Annotated in this window: 18 protein-coding genes; 12 read left to right on the forward strand and 6 right to left on the reverse strand. The window is 60.9% G+C overall.

Annotation, left to right across the window (positions count from 1 at the left end; translation table 11 throughout):
* Positions 1-8 precede the first annotated feature (8 nt).
* From ACYVM5_RS21145 to ACYVM5_RS21160, 4 genes are all read left to right on the forward strand, one after another.
* The gene (locus ACYVM5_RS21145; RefSeq protein ID WP_460620069.1) at positions 9-575 is read left to right on the forward strand and encodes a hypothetical protein; all 567 of its coding nucleotides are present in this window, start codon (positions 9-11) and stop codon (positions 573-575) included.
* 168 nt (positions 576-743) lie between these two features.
* Positions 744-2,051 (forward strand): PLP-dependent aminotransferase family protein, encoded by a 1,308-nt coding sequence (locus ACYVM5_RS21150; RefSeq protein WP_460620070.1) that lies wholly within the window; start codon positions 744-746, stop codon positions 2,049-2,051.
* A 51-nt stretch (positions 2,052-2,102) separates the two neighbouring features.
* Positions 2,103-2,483, forward strand: a complete 381-nt coding sequence (locus ACYVM5_RS21155) for a PH domain-containing protein (RefSeq protein WP_460620071.1) — start codon at positions 2,103-2,105, stop codon at positions 2,481-2,483.
* Positions 2,484-2,728: 245 nt separating this feature from the next.
* Positions 2,729-4,126: a DUF937 domain-containing protein gene (locus tag ACYVM5_RS21160; RefSeq protein ID WP_460620072.1), complete on the forward strand. Its 1,398-nt coding sequence runs from the start codon at positions 2,729-2,731 to the stop codon at positions 4,124-4,126.
* A gap of 72 nt (positions 4,127-4,198) precedes the next feature.
* On the opposite strand, the gene ACYVM5_RS21165 is transcribed toward ACYVM5_RS21160, so the two are convergent.
* The 4 genes from ACYVM5_RS21165 to ACYVM5_RS21180 form a co-directional block, all read right to left on the reverse strand.
* Entirely contained in the window at positions 4,199-5,170 is a 972-nt protein-coding gene (locus tag ACYVM5_RS21165) for a deoxyhypusine synthase family protein (RefSeq protein WP_460620073.1), read from the reverse strand.
* 90 nt (positions 5,171-5,260) lie between these two features.
* The gene (gene hslV, locus ACYVM5_RS21170) at positions 5,261-5,800 is read right to left on the reverse strand and encodes an ATP-dependent protease subunit HslV (RefSeq protein WP_460608619.1); all 540 of its coding nucleotides are present in this window, start codon (positions 5,798-5,800) and stop codon (positions 5,261-5,263) included.
* 135 nt (positions 5,801-5,935) lie between these two features.
* Complete coding sequence (locus ACYVM5_RS21175; RefSeq protein WP_460620074.1) at positions 5,936-7,657, reverse strand: pyruvate dehydrogenase complex dihydrolipoamide acetyltransferase; 1,722 nt, start codon at positions 7,655-7,657, stop codon at positions 5,936-5,938.
* Positions 7,658-7,802: 145 nt separating this feature from the next.
* Entirely contained in the window at positions 7,803-8,426 is a 624-nt protein-coding gene (locus tag ACYVM5_RS21180) for a histidine phosphatase family protein (protein WP_460620075.1), read from the reverse strand.
* A gap of 164 nt (positions 8,427-8,590) precedes the next feature.
* Between ACYVM5_RS21180 and ACYVM5_RS21185 the strand changes: the two genes are divergently transcribed.
* The 4 genes from ACYVM5_RS21185 to menB are packed head-to-tail and all read left to right on the forward strand — an operon-like array spanning position 8,591 to position 12,904.
* Positions 8,591-9,025, forward strand: a complete 435-nt coding sequence (locus ACYVM5_RS21185; protein WP_460620076.1) for a hotdog family protein — start codon at positions 8,591-8,593, stop codon at positions 9,023-9,025.
* Entirely contained in the window at positions 9,026-10,261 is a 1,236-nt protein-coding gene (locus ACYVM5_RS21190; RefSeq protein WP_460620077.1) for a chorismate-binding protein, read from the forward strand.
* Between the two features lie 17 nt (positions 10,262-10,278).
* On the forward strand, positions 10,279-12,057 hold the full coding sequence (gene menD, locus ACYVM5_RS21195; RefSeq protein WP_460620078.1) for a 2-succinyl-5-enolpyruvyl-6-hydroxy-3-cyclohexene-1-carboxylate synthase: 1,779 nt from the start codon (positions 10,279-10,281) through the stop codon (positions 12,055-12,057).
* Positions 12,058-12,079: 22 nt separating this feature from the next.
* Positions 12,080-12,904, forward strand: coding sequence for a 1,4-dihydroxy-2-naphthoyl-CoA synthase (menB, locus tag ACYVM5_RS21200; protein ID WP_460620079.1), 825 nt, complete (start codon positions 12,080-12,082; stop codon positions 12,902-12,904).
* A gap of 97 nt (positions 12,905-13,001) precedes the next feature.
* On the opposite strand, the gene ACYVM5_RS21205 is transcribed toward menB, so the two are convergent.
* Positions 13,002-13,193, reverse strand: coding sequence for a hypothetical protein (locus ACYVM5_RS21205; RefSeq protein ID WP_460620080.1), 192 nt, complete (start codon positions 13,191-13,193; stop codon positions 13,002-13,004).
* An 83-nt stretch (positions 13,194-13,276) separates the two neighbouring features.
* On the opposite strand from ACYVM5_RS21205, the gene ACYVM5_RS21210 reads away from it, so the two are divergent.
* From ACYVM5_RS21210 to ACYVM5_RS21220, 3 genes are all read left to right on the forward strand, one after another.
* Positions 13,277-14,380 (forward strand): acyl-CoA synthetase family protein, encoded by a 1,104-nt coding sequence (locus ACYVM5_RS21210; protein WP_460620081.1) that lies wholly within the window; start codon positions 13,277-13,279, stop codon positions 14,378-14,380.
* A 4-nt stretch (positions 14,381-14,384) separates the two neighbouring features.
* Complete coding sequence (locus ACYVM5_RS21215; RefSeq protein WP_460620082.1) at positions 14,385-15,230, forward strand: DUF481 domain-containing protein; 846 nt, start codon at positions 14,385-14,387, stop codon at positions 15,228-15,230.
* Positions 15,231-15,349: 119 nt separating this feature from the next.
* Positions 15,350-16,984, forward strand: coding sequence for a S1C family serine protease (locus ACYVM5_RS21220; protein ID WP_460620083.1), 1,635 nt, complete (start codon positions 15,350-15,352; stop codon positions 16,982-16,984).
* Between the two features lie 86 nt (positions 16,985-17,070).
* Here ACYVM5_RS21220 and ACYVM5_RS21225 read toward each other — a convergent pair whose 3' ends face one another.
* Entirely contained in the window at positions 17,071-17,772 is a 702-nt protein-coding gene (locus tag ACYVM5_RS21225) for a hypothetical protein (protein ID WP_460620084.1), read from the reverse strand.
* Between the two features lie 153 nt (positions 17,773-17,925).
* Here ACYVM5_RS21225 and ACYVM5_RS21230 point away from each other — a divergent pair, with 153 nt between their 5' ends.
* The gene (locus ACYVM5_RS21230; protein ID WP_460620085.1) at positions 17,926-18,366 is read left to right on the forward strand and encodes an ABA4-like family protein; all 441 of its coding nucleotides are present in this window, start codon (positions 17,926-17,928) and stop codon (positions 18,364-18,366) included.
* The last annotated feature ends 18 nt before the right edge of the window (positions 18,367-18,384 follow it).

Genomic DNA, 18,384 nt, shown 5'->3' on the forward strand with positions numbered 1-18,384 from the left:
ATTCGATAATGAAATTGTTATTAACACTTAAGCACTGGCAGCTTTTCACGTTATTATTTACCCCCGTTCTTATTGCTGACTTTGCTACTATTAGCACGCATGCATCGGGCGACTACTTCTCCTTTCGGGTATTCGCAGCCATGTTACTATTATTTGTAGGCCTTTTTTTTGGTTGGCTTTATGCCTTAGCTACCGGTTTACAACAAAAGCTTCCCCCTACCGTGCCGATGAATAAAACTCGCTTTAAAGTAGCCATATTCATCCCAGTTGTCTACATCTCATTAATCATAGCCGACATGCTCGGCATACCGCTTGGTGCTACGAATGGGCTGACAGCATCAGTCCTCGTAGTTATCGCACCGATTCATCTATTGTCGATGGCCGGCATTTTTTACTGTATTTATTTTAACGCAAAGTCTTTAAAAGCGGCGGAGCTGCAACGCCCGGTAGTATTCGCGGATTACCTCGGCGAGATTTTTATAATTTGGTTTTTCCCAATCGGTATCTGGGCTGTCCAACCTCGAATCAACGCTTTATTTGGCAACGATAAAGTGAGCCCAATACTTCAAAAATAAATAAAATCGTTTGCGAAGTGCGGAAATATAAGGCCGCAGTGAAGTTGCCTCGCACCATCTGCCCCTACGCCCCGTCGCTCTCCCGCGGCGGGGCTTTTTGTGGCCCGTCCTCAAAACAAAATCCTACCTTCGTCCCACATTTCCCCCATCCCACCCAACACCCACTTCATGCCCACCCTTCACGACCACGCCCACATCGGCGGCCAACAACTGCGCCCCGAAAGTCTTATGATGAGCTACGGCTACACCCCCGCCTGGAGCGAGGGAGCCATCAAGCCGCCCATTTTCCAAACCTCCACCTTCGTCTTCAACAGCGCCGAGGAGGGCAAGGCCTTCTTCGAGCTGGCCTACGGCCTGCGCCAAGCCAACCCCGACGAGGAGATGGGCCTCATCTACTCCCGCCTCAACAACCCCAGCCTGGAAATCCTGGAGCACCGCCTCACCCTCTGGGACGGGGCCGAGGAAGCGGCCAGCTTCGCCAGTGGCATGGCCGCCATCAGCACCACGCTGCTGGCCCTGCTGAAGCCCGGCGACGTAGTGCTGCACTCCGAGCCCGTGTACGGCGGCTCCGATTTCTTCCTCAAAAACGTGCTGCCCAAGTTCGGCATCACCGCCGTGGGCTTCCGCCCCACCGCCACCCCGGAGGAGCTCACGGCCCAGGTGGCCGGCATTGAGCAAGGCCGCCTGGCCATGATTTTCGTGGAAACGCCCGCCAACCCCACCAACCACCTCGTCGACCTGGAAGCCTGCGCCGCCCTGGCCCGTCAGCACAGCACCCCCGAAAACCCCATCCGGCTGGTGGCCGATAACACCTTCCTCGGGCCGGTATTTCAGCATCCCCTCAAACACGGGGCCGACGTGGTGCTCTACTCGGCCACCAAGTTTCTGGGCGGGCATTCCGACCTCATTGCGGGCGCGGCCCTGGCCAGCAAGCCCCTCATGAAGGAAATCAAAGCCATGCGCACCTTCATGGGCACCATGTGCGACCCCAACACCGGCTGGATGCTCATGCGCTCCCTCGAAACCCTGAAGCTGCGCATGGAGCGCGCCGCCCAGTCCGCCCAAACCATCGCCGACTGGCTGCGCGCCCATCCGCTGGTGGCGCGCACCTACTACCTCACGCACCTGGAGCACTGCCCCGCCCAGCAGGACATCTACCGCCGCCACTGCCTCTCGCCCGGCTCCATGATTTCCTTCGACATCAAAGGCGGTGAGGCCGAAGCCTTTCGCTTCCTCAACGCCCTGAAATTAATCAAGCTGGCCGTGAGCCTCGGCGGCACCGAAAGCCTCGCCGAGCACCCCGGCACCATGACGCACTCCGACATCTCGGTGCCCGAGCAAGCCGAAATGGGCATCACCCCCCAAATGATTCGCCTCAGCATCGGCGTCGAAGACCCGCAGGACTTGATGCTGGACTTGAGCCAGGCCTTCGAAGCCGTGGGCACGGTGAAGGAACGGGAACTGGAAATGGCGTAAACCCTAATGGTAGTGAGCTACATTTGAAACTCACTTTAATAACCAAAAATCATGGGTTTTTTTTCTGTTATTCTAGGCAACGCCGGGGTTGCACAGCCAGCCGAGTTAAATACGGAATATGGCGTTTTGCTCGCCAATGGCGAGGTCATTGAAATTGGCTTCAAGCTAATGCGGGATGTATTTATTTTCACAAACAAACGCCTCATATTAGTTGATAAGCAAGGATTAACGGGTAAGAAAGTAGAATACCTCTCGGTGCTTTATAAAAGTATTTCCCGCTTCGCCATCGAAACCGCCGGGCATATGGACCTTGATGCAGAATTAAAAATCTGGGTGTCAAGCGAAGCTCTTCCCAGCGTGACACGCAAATTCAATAAACAGGTAAATATTTATGACCTGCAAAAAGTATTAGCCGAACACGTGCTGGGGTAGTTAATTAAAAAAGCCAAAGAGCCTGCCGCTGATGAAGCGGCAGGCTCTTTGGCTTTGACACCCGCGTAACCTGGCCTTAATAAGCCCTTACAGATAGTTAAACGAATACCTATCTATCAGAAAACTATTAAGTGCCAACATAGTGCACAGCCTATATTTATACAAAAACAACTATATTTAATTCAAGAAAGCGAGGAAACTCAGCTGTTCCCAAACCCATCCTCTCACTTTTCACCCCCATCCACATGAGCCAGAACCTGCTTGAACTAGTTCAGAATTACTTCGGAGGCGCTACCGTGCGCCAGGCGAGTACGGCGTTGGGAGAGAGCGAAAGCAGTATTGGCACCGCTTTGCGCAGCATTGTTCCGCTAGCCCTAGGCGGGCTGTTTGCCCGTTCGCAACAGCCCGGCGGTACCGCCGAGTTGTTTGGTATGGCAAATCAGGCGCACAGCAACGGCATTCTCAGCAACCTGGGCAGCCTGCTGGGCGGCACCAGCAGCGTGCACACCACCGCGCCGGCCAGCGATGGCGGCTTACTGAACAAGGGTGCCGAGCTGTTGCGCTCCGTGCTCGGCACGCACTACACCGCTGCCGTGGAGGGCGTGAGCCAGCAAGCCGGCGTGCGCGAATCGACCACCAGCAGCCTGCTGGGCATGGCCGTGCCGGTGGCGCTGGGCCTGCTGGGCAAGCACGCCGCCGAAAACAACCTGGACGCCAACGGCTTCGGCAGCTACCTCAGCAGCCAGCGCAGCAACATCGTGGGGGCGCTAGGGGGCCTGCCGGGTGGGCTGGGCACCATGCTTTCCGGTCTGGGCCTCGGCTCGGTGGCCGCTGGCATCGGCAACACAGCCAGCGCAGCAGCCAATACGTTCGGCAACACGGTATCGGCGGCGGCCAACCGCACCGGCGAAGCCGGCCGCAGCGCCGTGCGCGACGTGGAATCGGTGGCCAGCTCGCCCAGCCGTTGGCCGTGGCTGCTGCTCGCCCTGGCCGTGCTGGCGGGCTTGTTCTACTTCATGCGCAGCTGCAACAAAACGCCGGAAACCACCGAGCCCGTTGCGACCACCACCACCACGGACACCACGATGACGGCCGCTGCGCCGGCCCCTGCTCCCGCTCCTGCCGCGCCCACCGGCCGCTACGACGAAGCCAGTGGCAATTACATCTACGACACGGGGGCCAACACCGAGGTAAAATTGCCCGACGGCACCGTGCTGAACGTAGGCAGCAACTCGTTCGAATCGCGCCTGTTCAACTTCCTCAACGACAAAAATCAGACCGTGAGCGACGACAAAACCCAGGGCTGGATGAGCCTCGACCGCGTGTACTTCAACACCGGAAAATCGACGCTCACCGCCGAGTCGCAGGCCCAGCTAAAGAACGTGGCCGCCATCCTCAAAGCCTTCCCGAACGCCACCCTGAAATTCGGTGGTTATACCGATAACAAAGGGAAGGCCGCCATGAACATGGCTCTGAGCGCCGACCGTGCCAAAATTGCCCGCGACGCCGTTGTCGGCAATGGCATCGACGGCGGCCGCATCGCCGCCGAAGGCTACGGCGATGCCCACCCCATCGCCAGCAACGACACCCCCGAAGGCCGCGCCCAAAACCGCCGCGTAGATGTGCGTGTGACGAAGAAATAGCATTGGACCGGACACGAAAAAGTCCGCCGCTGAATTCAGCGGCGGACTTTTTGCTTTAATCCAAGGCCGAATCTATTGCCCCAGCACGATGGCAAAAATCAGCGGCGCTACAATCGTCGCGTCGCTCTCGATGATGAACTTCGGCGTTTTCTCACCCAGTTTGCCCCAGGTAATTTTCTCGTTCGGCACCGCGCCCGAGTAGCTGCCGTAGCTGGTGGTGGAATCCGAAATCTGGCAGAAATAGCCCCACAGTGGCACGCTGGTGCGGCCCAAATCCTGGTGCAGCATGGGTACCACGCAGATGGGGAAGTCGCCGGCAATGCCGCCGCCAATCTGGAAGAAGCCCACTTTGCTCTCTTCCGTAGCTTGGGCGGTGTACCAGTCGGCCAGGTAAATCATGTACTGAATACCGGTTTTCATGGTGTGCACGTTCTTCACATCGCCCGAAATAACGTGGCCCGCGAAGATGTTACCCAGCGTGGAATCCTCCCAGCCGGGGCAGATGATGGGCAGGTTTTTCTCGGCGGCGGCCAGCATCCAGGAGTCTTTGGGGTCAATCTGGTAGTACTGCTCCAACTCGCCGCTCAGCAGAATCTGGTAGAAAAACTCGTGGGGGAAATAGGCTTTGCCTTCCTGGTCGGCTTTTTCCCAGAACTTCAATACCACGTGCTCGAGGCGGCGCATGGCCTCTTCCTCGGGAATACAGGTATCGGTCACGCGGTTCATATGGCGCTCCAGCAGGGCCTGCTCGTCGGCGGGCGTGAGGTCGCGGTAATTGGGCACCCGCTCGTAGAAATCATGGGCCACCAGGTTGAAGATATCCTCCTCCAGATTGGCACCGGTACAGCTGATAATCTGCACCTTATCCTGCCGAATCAGCTCGGCCAGCTGGATGCCCATTTCGGCGGTGCTCATAGCTCCGGCCAGAGTAATCATCATTTTGCCCCCCTCGGCGAGGTGCTTGTTATAGCCATCGGCCGCGTCGATGAGCGCAGCGGCGTTGAAGTGGCGGTAATGATGCTTGAGGAAGTTGGTGATTTGCATGGGATGTTGGGGGTTGTTTTCCGTGTTATGTTGAACGTAATGCTGAGCGCAGCCGAGGCATGACCGTTCTTTTATAAACGATGACAAGCGCTACGACGGCGACTCAATCATCAGATTATGATTGGTGTAAATGCAGATATCGGCCGCGATGTGCAGCCCTTCTTCCACCATCTGGCGGGCCGTTAAATGCGGCGCGTGCTTCTTAAGCGCCAGCGCGGCGGCCTGCGCATACATCGCGCCGGAGCCGATGGCGGCCACATCGGAGTCGGGTTCTAATACGTCGCCGGTGCCGCTGAGGATTAGCAGCTCGTCCTTATCGGCCACCACCATCATGGCTTCGAGCTTGCGCAGGTACTGGTCTTTGCGCCAGTCCTTGGCCAGCTCGATGGCGGCGCGCTTGAGGTTGCCGCCGTAGCTGGTCAGCTTCTCGTCGAAACGGTCGAGCAACATAAAGGCATCGGCCGTAGAGCCGGCGAAACCGGTCACGACTTTGCCATCCTGCAGCTTACGGATTTTGCGCACGTTGTTCTTGGCTACGTGCTTGTCCATGGTAGCCTGGCCATCGGCTCCCACGGCTATTTCGCCATTGTGACGGATGCCGAGGACGGTAGTAGAGCGGATTCTGGTCATTACAATTTGGTTAAAAAACGGTCATCCTGAGCGAAGCGAAGGACCTTATCACGGCAGCAAGCTTCTTGAACGAATCCGTTCAATCGTGATAAGGCCCTTCGCTACGCTCAGGATGACAACGATTTATCAATTACCTCAAATCATCAAACGCATGGGGTCTTCCAGCAGGCTTTTCAGCGTTTGCAGGAAGGCCGCGCCGGTGGCGCCGTCCACCACGCGGTGGTCGCAGCTCAGTGTCACCTTCATGATGTTGCCGATGGCGAGTGCGCCGTCTTTCACAATGGCAGTTTGCTTGATGCCGCCCACGGCCAGGATGCAGGCATCCGGCGGGTTGATAATGGCGGTGAATTCGTCGATGCCGAACATGCCCAGGTTCGAGATGGTGAAGGTGCTGCCCTCCCACTCAGCCGGCTGCAGCTTCTTGGATTTGGCTTTGCCGGCCAGCTCTTTCACCTCGTTGGCAATGGTGGCGAGGCCTTTCTGGTCGGCATTGCGAATCACGGGCACCAGCAGGCCTTCGTCCACGGCCACGGCCACGCCGATGTTGATGACCTTGTTCTGACGGATGCGGTCGCCGAGCCACGAGGAGTTCACGGCCGGGTGCGAGCGCAGGGCAATAGCCGCCGATTTCAGCACCAGGTCATTAAAGCTCAGTTTCACCGGCGACAGCTCGTTGAGTTTCACGCGGGCTTCCATGGCCTTGTCCATGTTGATTTCCATCGTGAGATAGAAATGCGGAGCCGTGAACAGGCTTTCGGAGAGGCGCTTGGCAATCACCTTGCGCATCTGCGACACGGGCGTGTCGGTGTAGGTATCGGTCGAGGCCGGGGCGGCGGGAGCAGCCTGCGGGGCCGAAGCAGCAGCTTGCGGAGCGGCGGCCGGGGCTGGAGCAGCGGCCGGAGCAGCTTGCGGCGCGGGCGCGGCAGCAGCACCGGAGGGCTGGAAGTTCTCCACGTCGCGCTGCACAATGCGGCCGTTGTCGCCGCTGCCTACTACTTGCGAGAGGTTGATGCCTTTCTCCTTGGCAATGCTCTTGGCCAAAGGCGAGGCTAGGATGCGGCCATTGTTGGTGGGCGCGGCAGCAGGAGTAGCCGGAGCGGCGGCAGTCGGAGCCGGAGCAGCTTCTACGGCGGGAGCAGCCGGGGCGGAAGCGGGCGCAGCAGCCGGAGCCGAACCACCGCCGAGCAGGGCCTGAATGTCAGCGCCTTCTTCGCCGATAATGGCCAGGATGCCGTCAACGGCAACCGCTTCGCCGGCTTTAGGGCCGGTGTAGAGCAGGGTACCGTCTTCGTAGTTTTCCAGCTCCATGGTGGCTTTGTCGGTTTCGACTTCGGCCAGCACATCACCCGACTTCACTTTGTCGCCTACGTTTTTCAGCCAGGCGGCAATAGTGCCTTCGGTCATCGTGTCGCTCATTTTGGGCATGCGCACCACGGTGGCCTTTTTGCCATTGGCGGGCGCCGCCGGAGCAGCGGCAGCGGGCGCAGGGGCCGGAGCCGGCGCAGCAGCCGGAGCAGCTTCTGGTGCTTTGGGAGCTTCGGCGGCGGGGGCTGGTGCGGGCGCAGCAGCCGGGGCAGCACCGCCGCTCTGGCCATTCAGCAGGCCCGAAATGTCTTCGCCTTCTTTGCCCACAATGGCCAGAATGCCATCAACCGGCACGGAATCCTTCTCTTTCGGCCCGATGTAGAGCAGCGTGCCGTCTTCGTAATTCTCCAGCTCCATGGTGGCTTTGTCGGTCTCGACTTCGGCCAGGATGTCCCCGGATTTAACTTTATCACCCACTTTCTTGAGCCAGGCCGCGATGGTCCCTTCGGTCATCGTGTCGCTCATTTTGGGCATTTTTATGATTTCGGCCATCGGATTTGTAGCGCTTGGATTGAGAAGGCCAAAATTAGCCCGAAAAGTTGGCCGCACAATGTTAAAGCAGGACCTAACATTGTGCGACGCCCATCTAACACATTTATAAGTGACATCGGCCGTTCTCTAACGCCGTTGCATCTGCTTAGCCCGCCGCCTGCAAATGCGAGACGTCCAGAAAGTTCTTGATGGTGAACACCGAGCCGGTGTACTCCAATTTATACAAGCATAAGTTGCTGTGCTCAAAGCCTTCCATGCAGCTGAGCGGGTAGTTGAGCAGCTGGCAGAGCATGACGCGCATGGCCCGGCCGTGCATGCAGACGAGGACGGTTTCTTCGTCTTCACGCGCCTTCAGCAGCTCGATGAACGGGCGCTGGCGGGCGGCCACTTCCTCGGGGCTTTCGCCGCCGGTGAGGCGGGCGTGGGTGTTGCCGGCCACCCAGCCGGCCAGCACCTGGCGGTATTCGGCGTCCTCTTCCATGGTGATGCGGGTGCCCTCGCGCACGCCCCAACTGATTTCGTTGAGGCCGGGATGGGCCTCGTGGGGCAGGCCAAGGTCGAGGAACTGCTGCACCGACTCGTGGGTGCGGCGCAGGGTGGAGGTATATACCTTGTCGAAGGGCACGTGACCGTAAGTCGCGAAGAACTGCGCCGCCTGACGGCGGCCGGTATCGTTCAGGCTCGAATCCACGCCGCTGCCCTGCACGATGCCGCGCACGTTGAAATCGGTCTGGCCGTGGCGCAGAAGGAAGATGGTCCGGGGCTTCACTTTCGCGGTAGTTTTGCGTAACAATCGGTCAACAATTACTCAAAGTACGGAGTTTGACTTTTAGTGGTTAACGGTTAGCGATGAATGATTAGTTATTTACAAAGAGTACGCTCGAGTCAAATCCTCCCATTCATTGCTAACCGCTAACCGTTTATTACTACTGCATGAATCTGGAAGAAGTAAGAAGCTGGACGGCCTCCCGCCCCACCTTGGCCGATGCCCTCGGCATGGAAATCACCGCCGTGACCAACGAGTACCTCGAAGGCCGGATGCCCGTGGATGGCCGCACCCACCAGCCCATGGGCCTGCTGCACGGCGGCGCTTCGGTGGCCCTGGCCGAAACCCTGGGCAGCATTGCCGCCACCCTGCGCGTGGACCGCAGCAAGCAAGCCTGCGTGGGCCTCGAAATCAACGCCAACCACCTCAAAGGTGTGCGCGATGGCTGGGTGCGGGGCCGCGCCACGCCGGTGCACATCGGTCGGAGCACGCAGGTGTGGGAAATCCGCATTTCACACGAAGAAACCGGGGCACTGGTCTGCATCAGCCGCATCACCATGGCGGTGATTGACTTGCCGGCAACTAGCGCCAAAGCCGTTTAAATGCCAGCGGGTCAACTTCGATACCTGCCCTGGCCAGCGGCAGCGGCTGAGCTGGATGCCCCGGCCCGGCTGCGCCACCTCGTGGCCGGCGCGCTGCGCACCAACCGCCCGCTGGCACTGTGGCGCGAGCCGGGGGCGGCGCACCCGCGTCTGCTGGTAGCCCGTTCCCTCGAGGCCGCCTACACCGGCCTGCCGCCGGCGCTGGATGCACAGGCGCCGGCCGGTTTCGCCTTCTTTCCCTTCCGCGATTCGGACCACAACCCGGCCCTGTTCCTGCCCGCCGACGTGGGCTACGACCTGGCCGAGCCCGACGCCGTGACCGTGACCCCGGCTGCCCGCGAGCTGGTGCCGGGCCTCACCGCCTGGCTGGGCCTGCCCACGCCGCCCGAGCTGGCCTGGCACTACGGCCCGCAGCCTGCCCCACCCGCCGCCACCGAGGCCGAATACACCGCGCTGGTGCGGCACGGCGTGGCGGCCATCGAGGCCCGGGAAGTGGTGAAGGTGGTGAGCTCGCGGGCCGCCCGCCGCCCGCTGCCGCCGGGCTTCGACCCACTGGCGGCGTTCACGGAACTGAGTGAGAAATACCCGCGCGCATTCGTGTCATTGGTGAGCGTGCCGGGCGTTGGCACCTGGCTGGGGGCCTCGCCCGAGGTGCTGGCTGAGGTGACAGCCGACGGCCACTTTCACACCATGGCGCTGGCCGGCACGCAGCCGCTGCTGCCAGATACACGCCCGCAGGATGCCATCTGGCGGCAGAAGGAGATTGAAGAACAGGCATTGGTGGCCCGCTACATCGTGAGCTGTTTCAAGCAATTGCGACTGCGCGAATACCACGAAACCGGCCCGCGCACCGTGGCCGCCGGGCAGCTCCTGCACCTGCGCACCGACTTTGAAGTAGACCTGGAGAATGTACCCAACGCCGCCTCGCTGGGCACCGATATGCTGCGGCTGCTGCATCCCACCTCGGCCGTGGGCGGCATGCCCAAAATGGCAGCGCTCGACTTCCTGCGCCGTCACGAGGGCTACGACCGCGCCTACTACAGCGGCTTCCTGGGACCGGTTAACGTAGCCGCGCCCGGCATCGCCCGCCTCTTTGTGAACCTGCGCTGCCTGCAATTGCGCTCCACTGAGGCCATCCTCTATGCCGGCACCGGCCTCACCGTCGACTCCGACCCCGCCCGCGAGTGGCAGGAAACCGAAATGAAATTGCAAACCGTGGGCGCGGTACTTCAATGATGTTTGATTGATTAAGAATGATGCAAGCCATTTATAACATCGCCGAAATCTGCGCCCAGCACGGCATTACCGATGTCGTTTTGTCGCCCGGTTCGCGCTCGGCGCCGCTTACGCTGGCCTTCGCCCGGCACCCCGATTTGAACGTGCGCGTGGTGCCCGATGAGCGGGCCGCTGCCTTTATCGGCCTGGGAATCGCGCAGGCGCAGCGGCGGGCGGTGGCGCTGGTATGCACGTCAGGCACGGCGGGGCTGAACTACGCGCCCGCCGTGGCGGAAGCCTTTTTTCAGCACATTCCGCTGGTGATTTTTACCGCCGACCGCCCGCCCGAATGGATTGACCAGCTTGACGGCCAGACCATCCGGCAGCGCAATTTGTACGGCGCGCATGCCAAGGGCGAGTTTGAGTTACCAGTCGACACCTCGCATGCAGATGCCAAGTGGCACTCGGCCCGCATTGTGAACGAGGCCATTAATCTGGCTCAGGCAGCGCCTGCTGGACCGGTTCAGGTGAATGTGCCGTTGCGCGAGCCGTTTTATCCGAAGGTCGGCGAGACGACTGGATATGAGAAGGACGTGAAGATTGTTCACGAACATGCTTCTCATTCAACTCTTGCGCCGGTTGAAATCCTGGACTTGCGCCAGCAATTGCGGACTGCCGGCCGCGTGCTGGTAGTAGCTGGCCAGCAACCAACTGACCCTGGGCTGCTGGCGGCGCTATATGAATTTGCGAAGTCCCGGCAGGTGGCAGTGGTAGGTGACATCATTGCCAATGTGGGCGAAGTTTCGGCGGTGCAGCGGCAGGACATTTTCTTGGCGGGCCTGAGCAAGGACGACAAAGCGGCACTGAAACCCGATTTGCTTATCACCTTCGGCCAGTCGCTGATTTCCAAGAGTCTGAAACTCTTCCTGCGTGATGCGGCCCCAGCGCAACACTGGCACCTGCAAGCCGCGGGCGAAGCTGCCGATACTTTCCGCTCGCTTACCCGGGTGGTACGGGTGCAGCCGGCGGTGTTCTTTCAGCAGCTTTCGGTCTTGAAAACCAGTGAGGGCGGAAGGTCCGAAGGCTCGAATCCCTCCTTCTCTGCTAATAATCAACTTGCTTCCGGTTCGGGTCCAGTTGGTTCCACTGAATATGCAACCTGGCAACAGGCTGACGCTGCCGCCGCGAAGTTTCTGGAACATTTTTTCACGAGCGAATCGCCCTCTTTCAACGAGTTTTCGGCCTTCCGCCACGCGCTGGCACAGGTGCCCGACCAAACGGCTCTGCACCTCGCCAACAGCATGGCCGTGCGCTATGCCAACATCCTCGGCATTCCGCAAGGCCGGCAAATTGAAGTCTTCGCCAACCGCGGCACCAGCGGCATTGATGGCTGTAACTCCACGGCAGTGGGCTCCGCGCTGGCCCAGCCGGAGCGGCCGGTGGTTTTGATGACGGGCGACGTGGCGTTTTTCTACGACCGCAACGCCTTCTGGCACAACTACCCGCTGCCCAACCTGCGGGTGGTGCTGTTCAACAACCACGGCGGCGGCATCTTTCGCATCATCGACGGGCCGCGCCAGCAGCCGGAGCTGGACGAGTTTTTTGAGACGCGCCAGCTGCTCACGGCTGAGAACACAGCCAAGGATTTTAACCTGCGCTACTTCCCGGTTTCGTCGTTCGAAGAACTTGAAGCCGCGCTACCGGTTTTCTTTGCAGTCGAAACCGGCGCGGCCGTTCTGGAAGTCTTCACCGACTCGAAGACCAACGCGGCGTTTTTTGAGGAATACCGTAGTGCGGTGAAAGCCGCATTCGCATAACGTTCTTTTTCCCATCTTCCCTATGACCGAACCCATTCAGTGGACCCTAATTAAGGAGTTCAAAGAAATTCTCTTCTCGCAGTTTGGCGGCATCGCCAAAATCAGCATCAACCGGCCGCAGGTGCACAACGCCTTCACACCGCTCACGGTGCAGGAAATGATTGAGGCCATGCGCATCTGCCAGGACCGCACCGATATCGGCGTCATCATCCTCACCGGCGAGGGCGGCCGGGCCTTCTGCTCGGGCGGCGACCAGAGCGTGCGCGGCCACGGCGGCTACGTGGGCGAGGACACCGTGCCCCGCCTCAACGTGCTGGAACTGCAGAAAATCATCCGCTCCATTCCCAAGCCGGTGGTGGCTATGGTGGCGGGCTGGGCCATTGGCGGCGGCCACGTGCTGCACGTGGTGTGCGACCTCACCATTGCGGCCGAAAACGCCCGTTTCGGCCAGACCGGCCCGAACGTGGGCTCGTTCGATGGCGGCTTCGGCGCTTCCTACCTCGCCCGCGTGGTGGGCCAGAAAAAGGCTCGCGAAATCTGGTTCCTCTGCGACCAGTACGATGCCCAGGAAGCCCTCGACATGGGCCTGGTGAACAAGGTGGTGCCGTTGGATAAGCTGGAAGAAACCACCGTGGCCTGGTGCCACAAGATTCTGCAGAAAAGCCCGCTCTCGCTGCGGATGCTCAAATCGAGCTTCAACGCCGAGCTGGATGGCCAAGCCGGTATTCAGGAGCTGGCCGGCAACGCCACGCTGCTGTATTACCTGAGCGACGAGGCCAAGGAAGGCCGCAACGCCTACATGGAAAAGCGCCAGCCGGACTTCTCAAAATTCCCAAAATTCCCGTAAGCTCAGCCCGGAGCTTAACTAAAAAGCGCGTCAGCTTTCTGCCAAAAGGTAGAAAGCTGACGCGCTTTTCTATTGGGAAATTATTTTAGGAAAACGCTTAGTAGCTGAACCCTATCGCGTGCAGGCAGGCGCACCAGCTGAAAAAATACCGCCGGTCTTCCTGCTTGCGGGCCTTTTTAATGGCTTTGGCGCGGGCCTTGATTTCGGATAGCTCGAAGCTGCGGACTTTGGCGGGCGGGCTGCCGGCTACGGGAGCCACGCCAGCGGCGGGTTGCGGGTGGGATTGCATGGCGGCGGGAGGCTAAGTGTTTCTGTAATAATACGAAAATTCTGGCCGAAAGTCAACCCGGCCGGCCGACGTACTTTCGCGCCATGCCTGCTACCCTGCCCTCTTCCCTCCTGCTCAACGGCCGCGAATATGCCTACGCCGCCATTCGTGAGTACCCCGCCCAACTTGATGCTCCCGTGAACGGCTACGAGGCCAAAGTGCTGGACTTTATCCGGCAGTGGCTGAACGGAACGCAGGAATTTACCCTCACCACGTCGGGCAGCACGGGGCCACCCTCGCCTATTGTGCTGCGGCGGCGGCAGCTGGAAGCGTCGGCCCGACGCACGGCCGATTTTTTCGACCTCGGCCCCGGCGACCGGGCGCTTGTCTGCCTCAACTGCGAGTACATCGGCGGGATGATGATGCTGGTGCGCGGGCTGGAGCGGAATATGCACCTCACCATCGTGGAGCCGCACGCCGACCCGTTTGCCTACGTGGCCGCCGACGCGGAATTCGATTTTTCGGCTTTCGTGCCGTTGCAGCTAAAGGCTGTGTTGGCGGACGGCCACGCCGCGCGCCTCGATAAAATGAAGGCCTTTCTGGTAGGCGGCGCGCCGGCCGATGCGGCGCTGACGCAGGAGCTGCAGCCGCTGAAAGCTGCGGCGTGGCTGACGTATGGCATGACCGAAACCTGTTCGCACGTAGCCTTGCGGCGGCTCAATGGCCCGCAGGCCGGGCCGACGTTCCGGGTGCTGCCGGGCATTGCGGCGAGGCAGGACGAGCGCGGCTGCCTCACGCTGCGCGGCGACGTGACCGACGACCAGCTCATCGTGACCAACGACGTGGTGCAACTGAGTGCCGACGCGCACACGTTCGAGTGGCTGGGCCGCGCCGATTTCGTGATAAACTCCGGCGGCGTGAAGGTGCCGGCCGAGAAAGTAGAGCTGGTGCTGGACGTGGCGTTGGCCGAAATCGGGCAGTCGCGGCGCTGCTTTGTGGCCGGGCAGCCCGATGAGCGGCTGGGCCAGGCCGTGACGGCTTTTATCGAAGGGCCGGCATTATCGGCTGAGCAGGAAACCCTGCTTAAATACCTGCTGGCCGAGCGCCTGGGCCGCTACGAGCAGCCCCGGCAGTTCACTTACCTGCCCGAATTTCAGATGACAGCCACGGGCAAGCTCAACCGAGCGGCCACGTTGCGCACGCTGTAGCGGAATGAAAATCTGGAAGATTTTCGGACTGCTGATGGGCTTGCTGGCCAGCCTAGCGGCGCATGCCCAGGAGCCGGACTCGACCGGCACGGCCGCGCCCGATTCGGCGGTGGTGAACGGCGCGGGTAGCATTGCCCCGCCGCCGGCCGGGCTGCCTTCGGCCGAGTTTGAAACCTATAACGTGGACGGCACTGGAGTGCGCTACACGGCGGCCCTCACCGGCATTTACACCACGGGCACGGTGGAGCGGGTGTATTTCAGCACCAGCCACACGGGCGGCTTCACGGCCGGGCACTGGCAGTTTCCGGCGGCCCTGAGCTACAGCTACGGCCGGCAGGATGGGGCGCTGCGCGAGCGGGAGCTGCTGCTACTCAGCACGCCCGACTACCGCATTCGCCGGTGGAAATTCTACGCGCTGGGCGAGTTCGAAACCAGCAACCTGCGCGCCATCACGCGGCGCGTGGTGACGGGTGGCGGCGTAGGCTACCAGCTTCACACCGACACCCTCAGCAATGAGGTGGCCCTGAGCACCTTCCTGCTCAACGAGCAAACCGACTACAACGCCGAGCCCGATTTTTCGCGGCACGTGGTGCGCAATTCCACCCGCCTCAAGCTGCGCCTGAACCGGGGCGTATTCAGTGCATCGGAGCTGTTCTTTTATCAGCCCAGCCTGCGCGACCCCGGCGGCGACTACCGCCTGAACAGCGCCACCGTGCTGGCCTTCAAGCTCTACCAGCACCTGGCCCTGAACCTGGCCTACTCGTTTTCCTACGAAAGCGTGGTGGTGCAGAACCGCAGCCGGGCCAACGGCACGCTCTCGGTGGGCTTTGCCTACAGCACGGGCAAATGAATGTAGGAATAGGAATTTTTTGGTAGTAGTATTGAACCGAATTTGCACAAATGCGCACTTTTCATAATTCATTTTCTGGTCCTTTTTAGTCAATTCTCCACACGTTTACCCGGTACTTAATGAAAAAACCATCTACTATCATCTTGAATGGCACCATTATGGGGGCGATGCTACTGCAAAGCTGCGCCACCATCATTGCCACCCCTTACCAGAGTGTGCGCGTGACGGGTGCGCCCGCGGGCAGCACGGTCTACGTCAACGACAAGGAAGTTAAAACCAAGCCCATCGCGGGCACCAACGATTTTAAGGTGCGGGTGCGGCGCAAGAAAAACGCCGAAATCAAAATCAAGCACGACGGCTACAAGGAACATTCCGAAGTGCTGTATCCCGAAAAAAGCAACGGCCTGACCTACCTGAACTGGGTGCCGGTGCTAGCTACGTTCAAGGGCGTGAGCACCGACGAAAACGGCAACGTCAACAGCAACCCGCTGATTTACGGGTGGGCAGTCGGCATCGGCGGCTACTGCGTTGATGCTATTCTGGGCTCGGGCAAAAAATTCACGAAGAGCGAAATCAAGCCCGTGATGCCGGCCCTGCCCAAGGCTATGGCCAGCAGCCAGACCATTCAGTGCGGCCTGGTGAACGTGCGCCTGAAGGGCGGCGACAAGATGGGTAACTTCATCGTGGGCAAGGACAACACCGATATTCTCTACTTCGGCAAGACGCTGGATGTGGACGCCGACCACCTGAAAGGCAACGTCAACTCCTTGCTGAAGGACCTCGGCTACGCCGTGCCCACGTCGGAAGGCAAGAGCGTGTTCTCGACGGGCAGCAACTCGCGCTACACCCTGCAGGGCGAAATGCGCGACGTGAAGTACGACATCTACGCCTCCAACATCTACGAATACCGCGCCCACTACGAAACGCGCTGCGCCGTGGAAGTAACCTGGAAACTGGTGGGCCAGAACCGCCAGACCGTTTTCGAGCACAAGGACGGCGGCTCGAGCGTGAAGTTTGAGAAAGGCGGCAGCGCGGCCTTCGAAGATGCCTTTGAAAACTCGCTCTATGCCTTCCTTTCCAATAAAGAAGTGACCACCGCGCTGGCCAAGCCCGCCGGCACCAGCCCCGCCGCTGCGGCCGAGGCCGACAAGCCCGCCGCCATTGCGGTGCACCGCGCGGCGCTGCCCAAGGCCACGACGGCTACCAGCGTGAGCCTGGCCGCCAAGAGCGTGGTCATTGTGGAAACCACGGACGGCCACGGCAGCGGCTGCATTATTTCCAACGACGGCTACATCGTGACCAATGCCCACGTGGTGGGCGAAGAAGCCGACGTGAAAGTGCTGATGGCCGACGGCCTGGAGGCCAAAGGCCACGTGGTGCGCGTGAACGCCGAGATGGACCTCGCCCTCATCAAAATCAATACCGACGGCCTCACCGCCTTCCAGCTGCCCACCGCGAGCAGCGCCGAAATCGGGGCCGACGTGTTTGCCATCGGCACGCCCGCCGATAAGGAGCTGGGCCAGAGCATCACGAAGGGCATCATCAGCGGCCGGCGCAAAATTGAAGGCCACACGCTGCTGCAAACCGACGTGAGCATCAACGGCGGCAACAGCGGCGGGGCCCTGGTAAGCCACGGCGGCCAGCTGCTGGGCATCGTGAATGCCAAGCTCGTGGGCCGCGGCATCGAGGGCATCGGCTTCGCCATTCCGGCCGAGCAGGTGGCCGACGCCTTGCAGCTGAAGTTTATCGACTAACTCCAGGGCGGCCTTCAGGGCCGGACCTTTATACGCCCAACGGCCGGTTGCTCAGCAGGAGCAGCCCGTCGTTGGGCGTTTTGGCGTTAGGGGCGCATGTTGGTTTGGGTGAAGAGCGGTTCCTTGTCCTTCATCACCTTAAATAATTCGCCCAGAAACAGGTTGGCCCGCAGGTAAAACACCGGGCCGTTCAGCTCTTTCTGGATGGCGACGGGTACGAACACCGGCTGCCGCCAGCCTACTCCCGTGCCCACCCCGCCCCAACGAAACACACGGTACTGGGCGGCCAGCGTGGGCTCCACGATGCCCATGAACTCGCGCGGGGTTTTGTCGAGGTCGCCGTCGTCGGCCTCGTAGAGCACGTAGGCCGAGCCCAGGCCCACCTGCAGGTTGGCGCTGAGCTCCCAGCGGCGGTTTTCGAGCAGTACGTAGCCCGCGTAGGCGGCCAGGTAGCGGAAGCGAATTTCAGCATCGGCATCTTCGGCGGCGTTGTCGGGCTTGGCCTGGCGCGAGGGCACGCCGGTACTGAGGAAGTAGATGGCGGCCCCGGTCCGGAAGCGGCTCTTGAACTCGATGCCCAGCTTGAGGCCGTTGATGGTGGTGAGGTGGTGGTTGAGGATGGAGTAGCGCGAGTCGTACTGCACCACGAAGCGGTTGTGCGGCAGGCGCACGATGTTGGGCCGACGCACCACCGCCGAGTCGGGCCGGGCCGGGCCAATGCCCTGCGCCCACGCCCCCGCCGGCAGCAGCCCCACACTCAACCACACAAGACGCAACAACCGGAACATAGCAAACCAAAAAACCGACCAACGGCAAAGGTCGGGAATTTCACCCGGCCACAACCGCCGCTTCGCCCGGTTGTTTGGCCGCTTCGCCCCGAAACGGCTGGCGTGGGCCTATGGTTGGCCGCTAGCTTTGACCAACTTCTTCGCCCTGCTCCCATGCTCACGCCCGATTTCCTGTTTTCCCTTGCCAACCCCGCGGCCCTGCTGGGCTGGGCCTTGCTGGTGCTGGCTCCGCGCTGGCGCGGCACCCGCGCGGTGGTGCTGAGCGGCGCGCTGCCGCTGCTGCTGGCCGCTACCTATGCCGTGCTCATCGCGGCGCACTACCTGGGGCCGCACGGCGGCGAGGGCGGTTTCGGCTCGCTCGATGACGTGGCGGCGCTGTTCCGCGACCGGTGGGCGCTGCTGGCCGGCTGGGTGCACTACCTCTGCTTCGATATGTGGACCGGGGCCTGGGAGCTGCGCGATGCCCAGCGACGCGGCGTGCCGCACGGACTGCTGGTGCCCTGCTTAGGGCTCACGTTCATGTTTGGGCCGGTGGGGCTGCTGCTGTATTTCGGGGTGCGCAGCCGCTACCCGGCACCGGCTATTGCGCATTAATAACGCTCCTTTTAACAA

The organism is Hymenobacter ruber, from assembly GCF_054783255.1.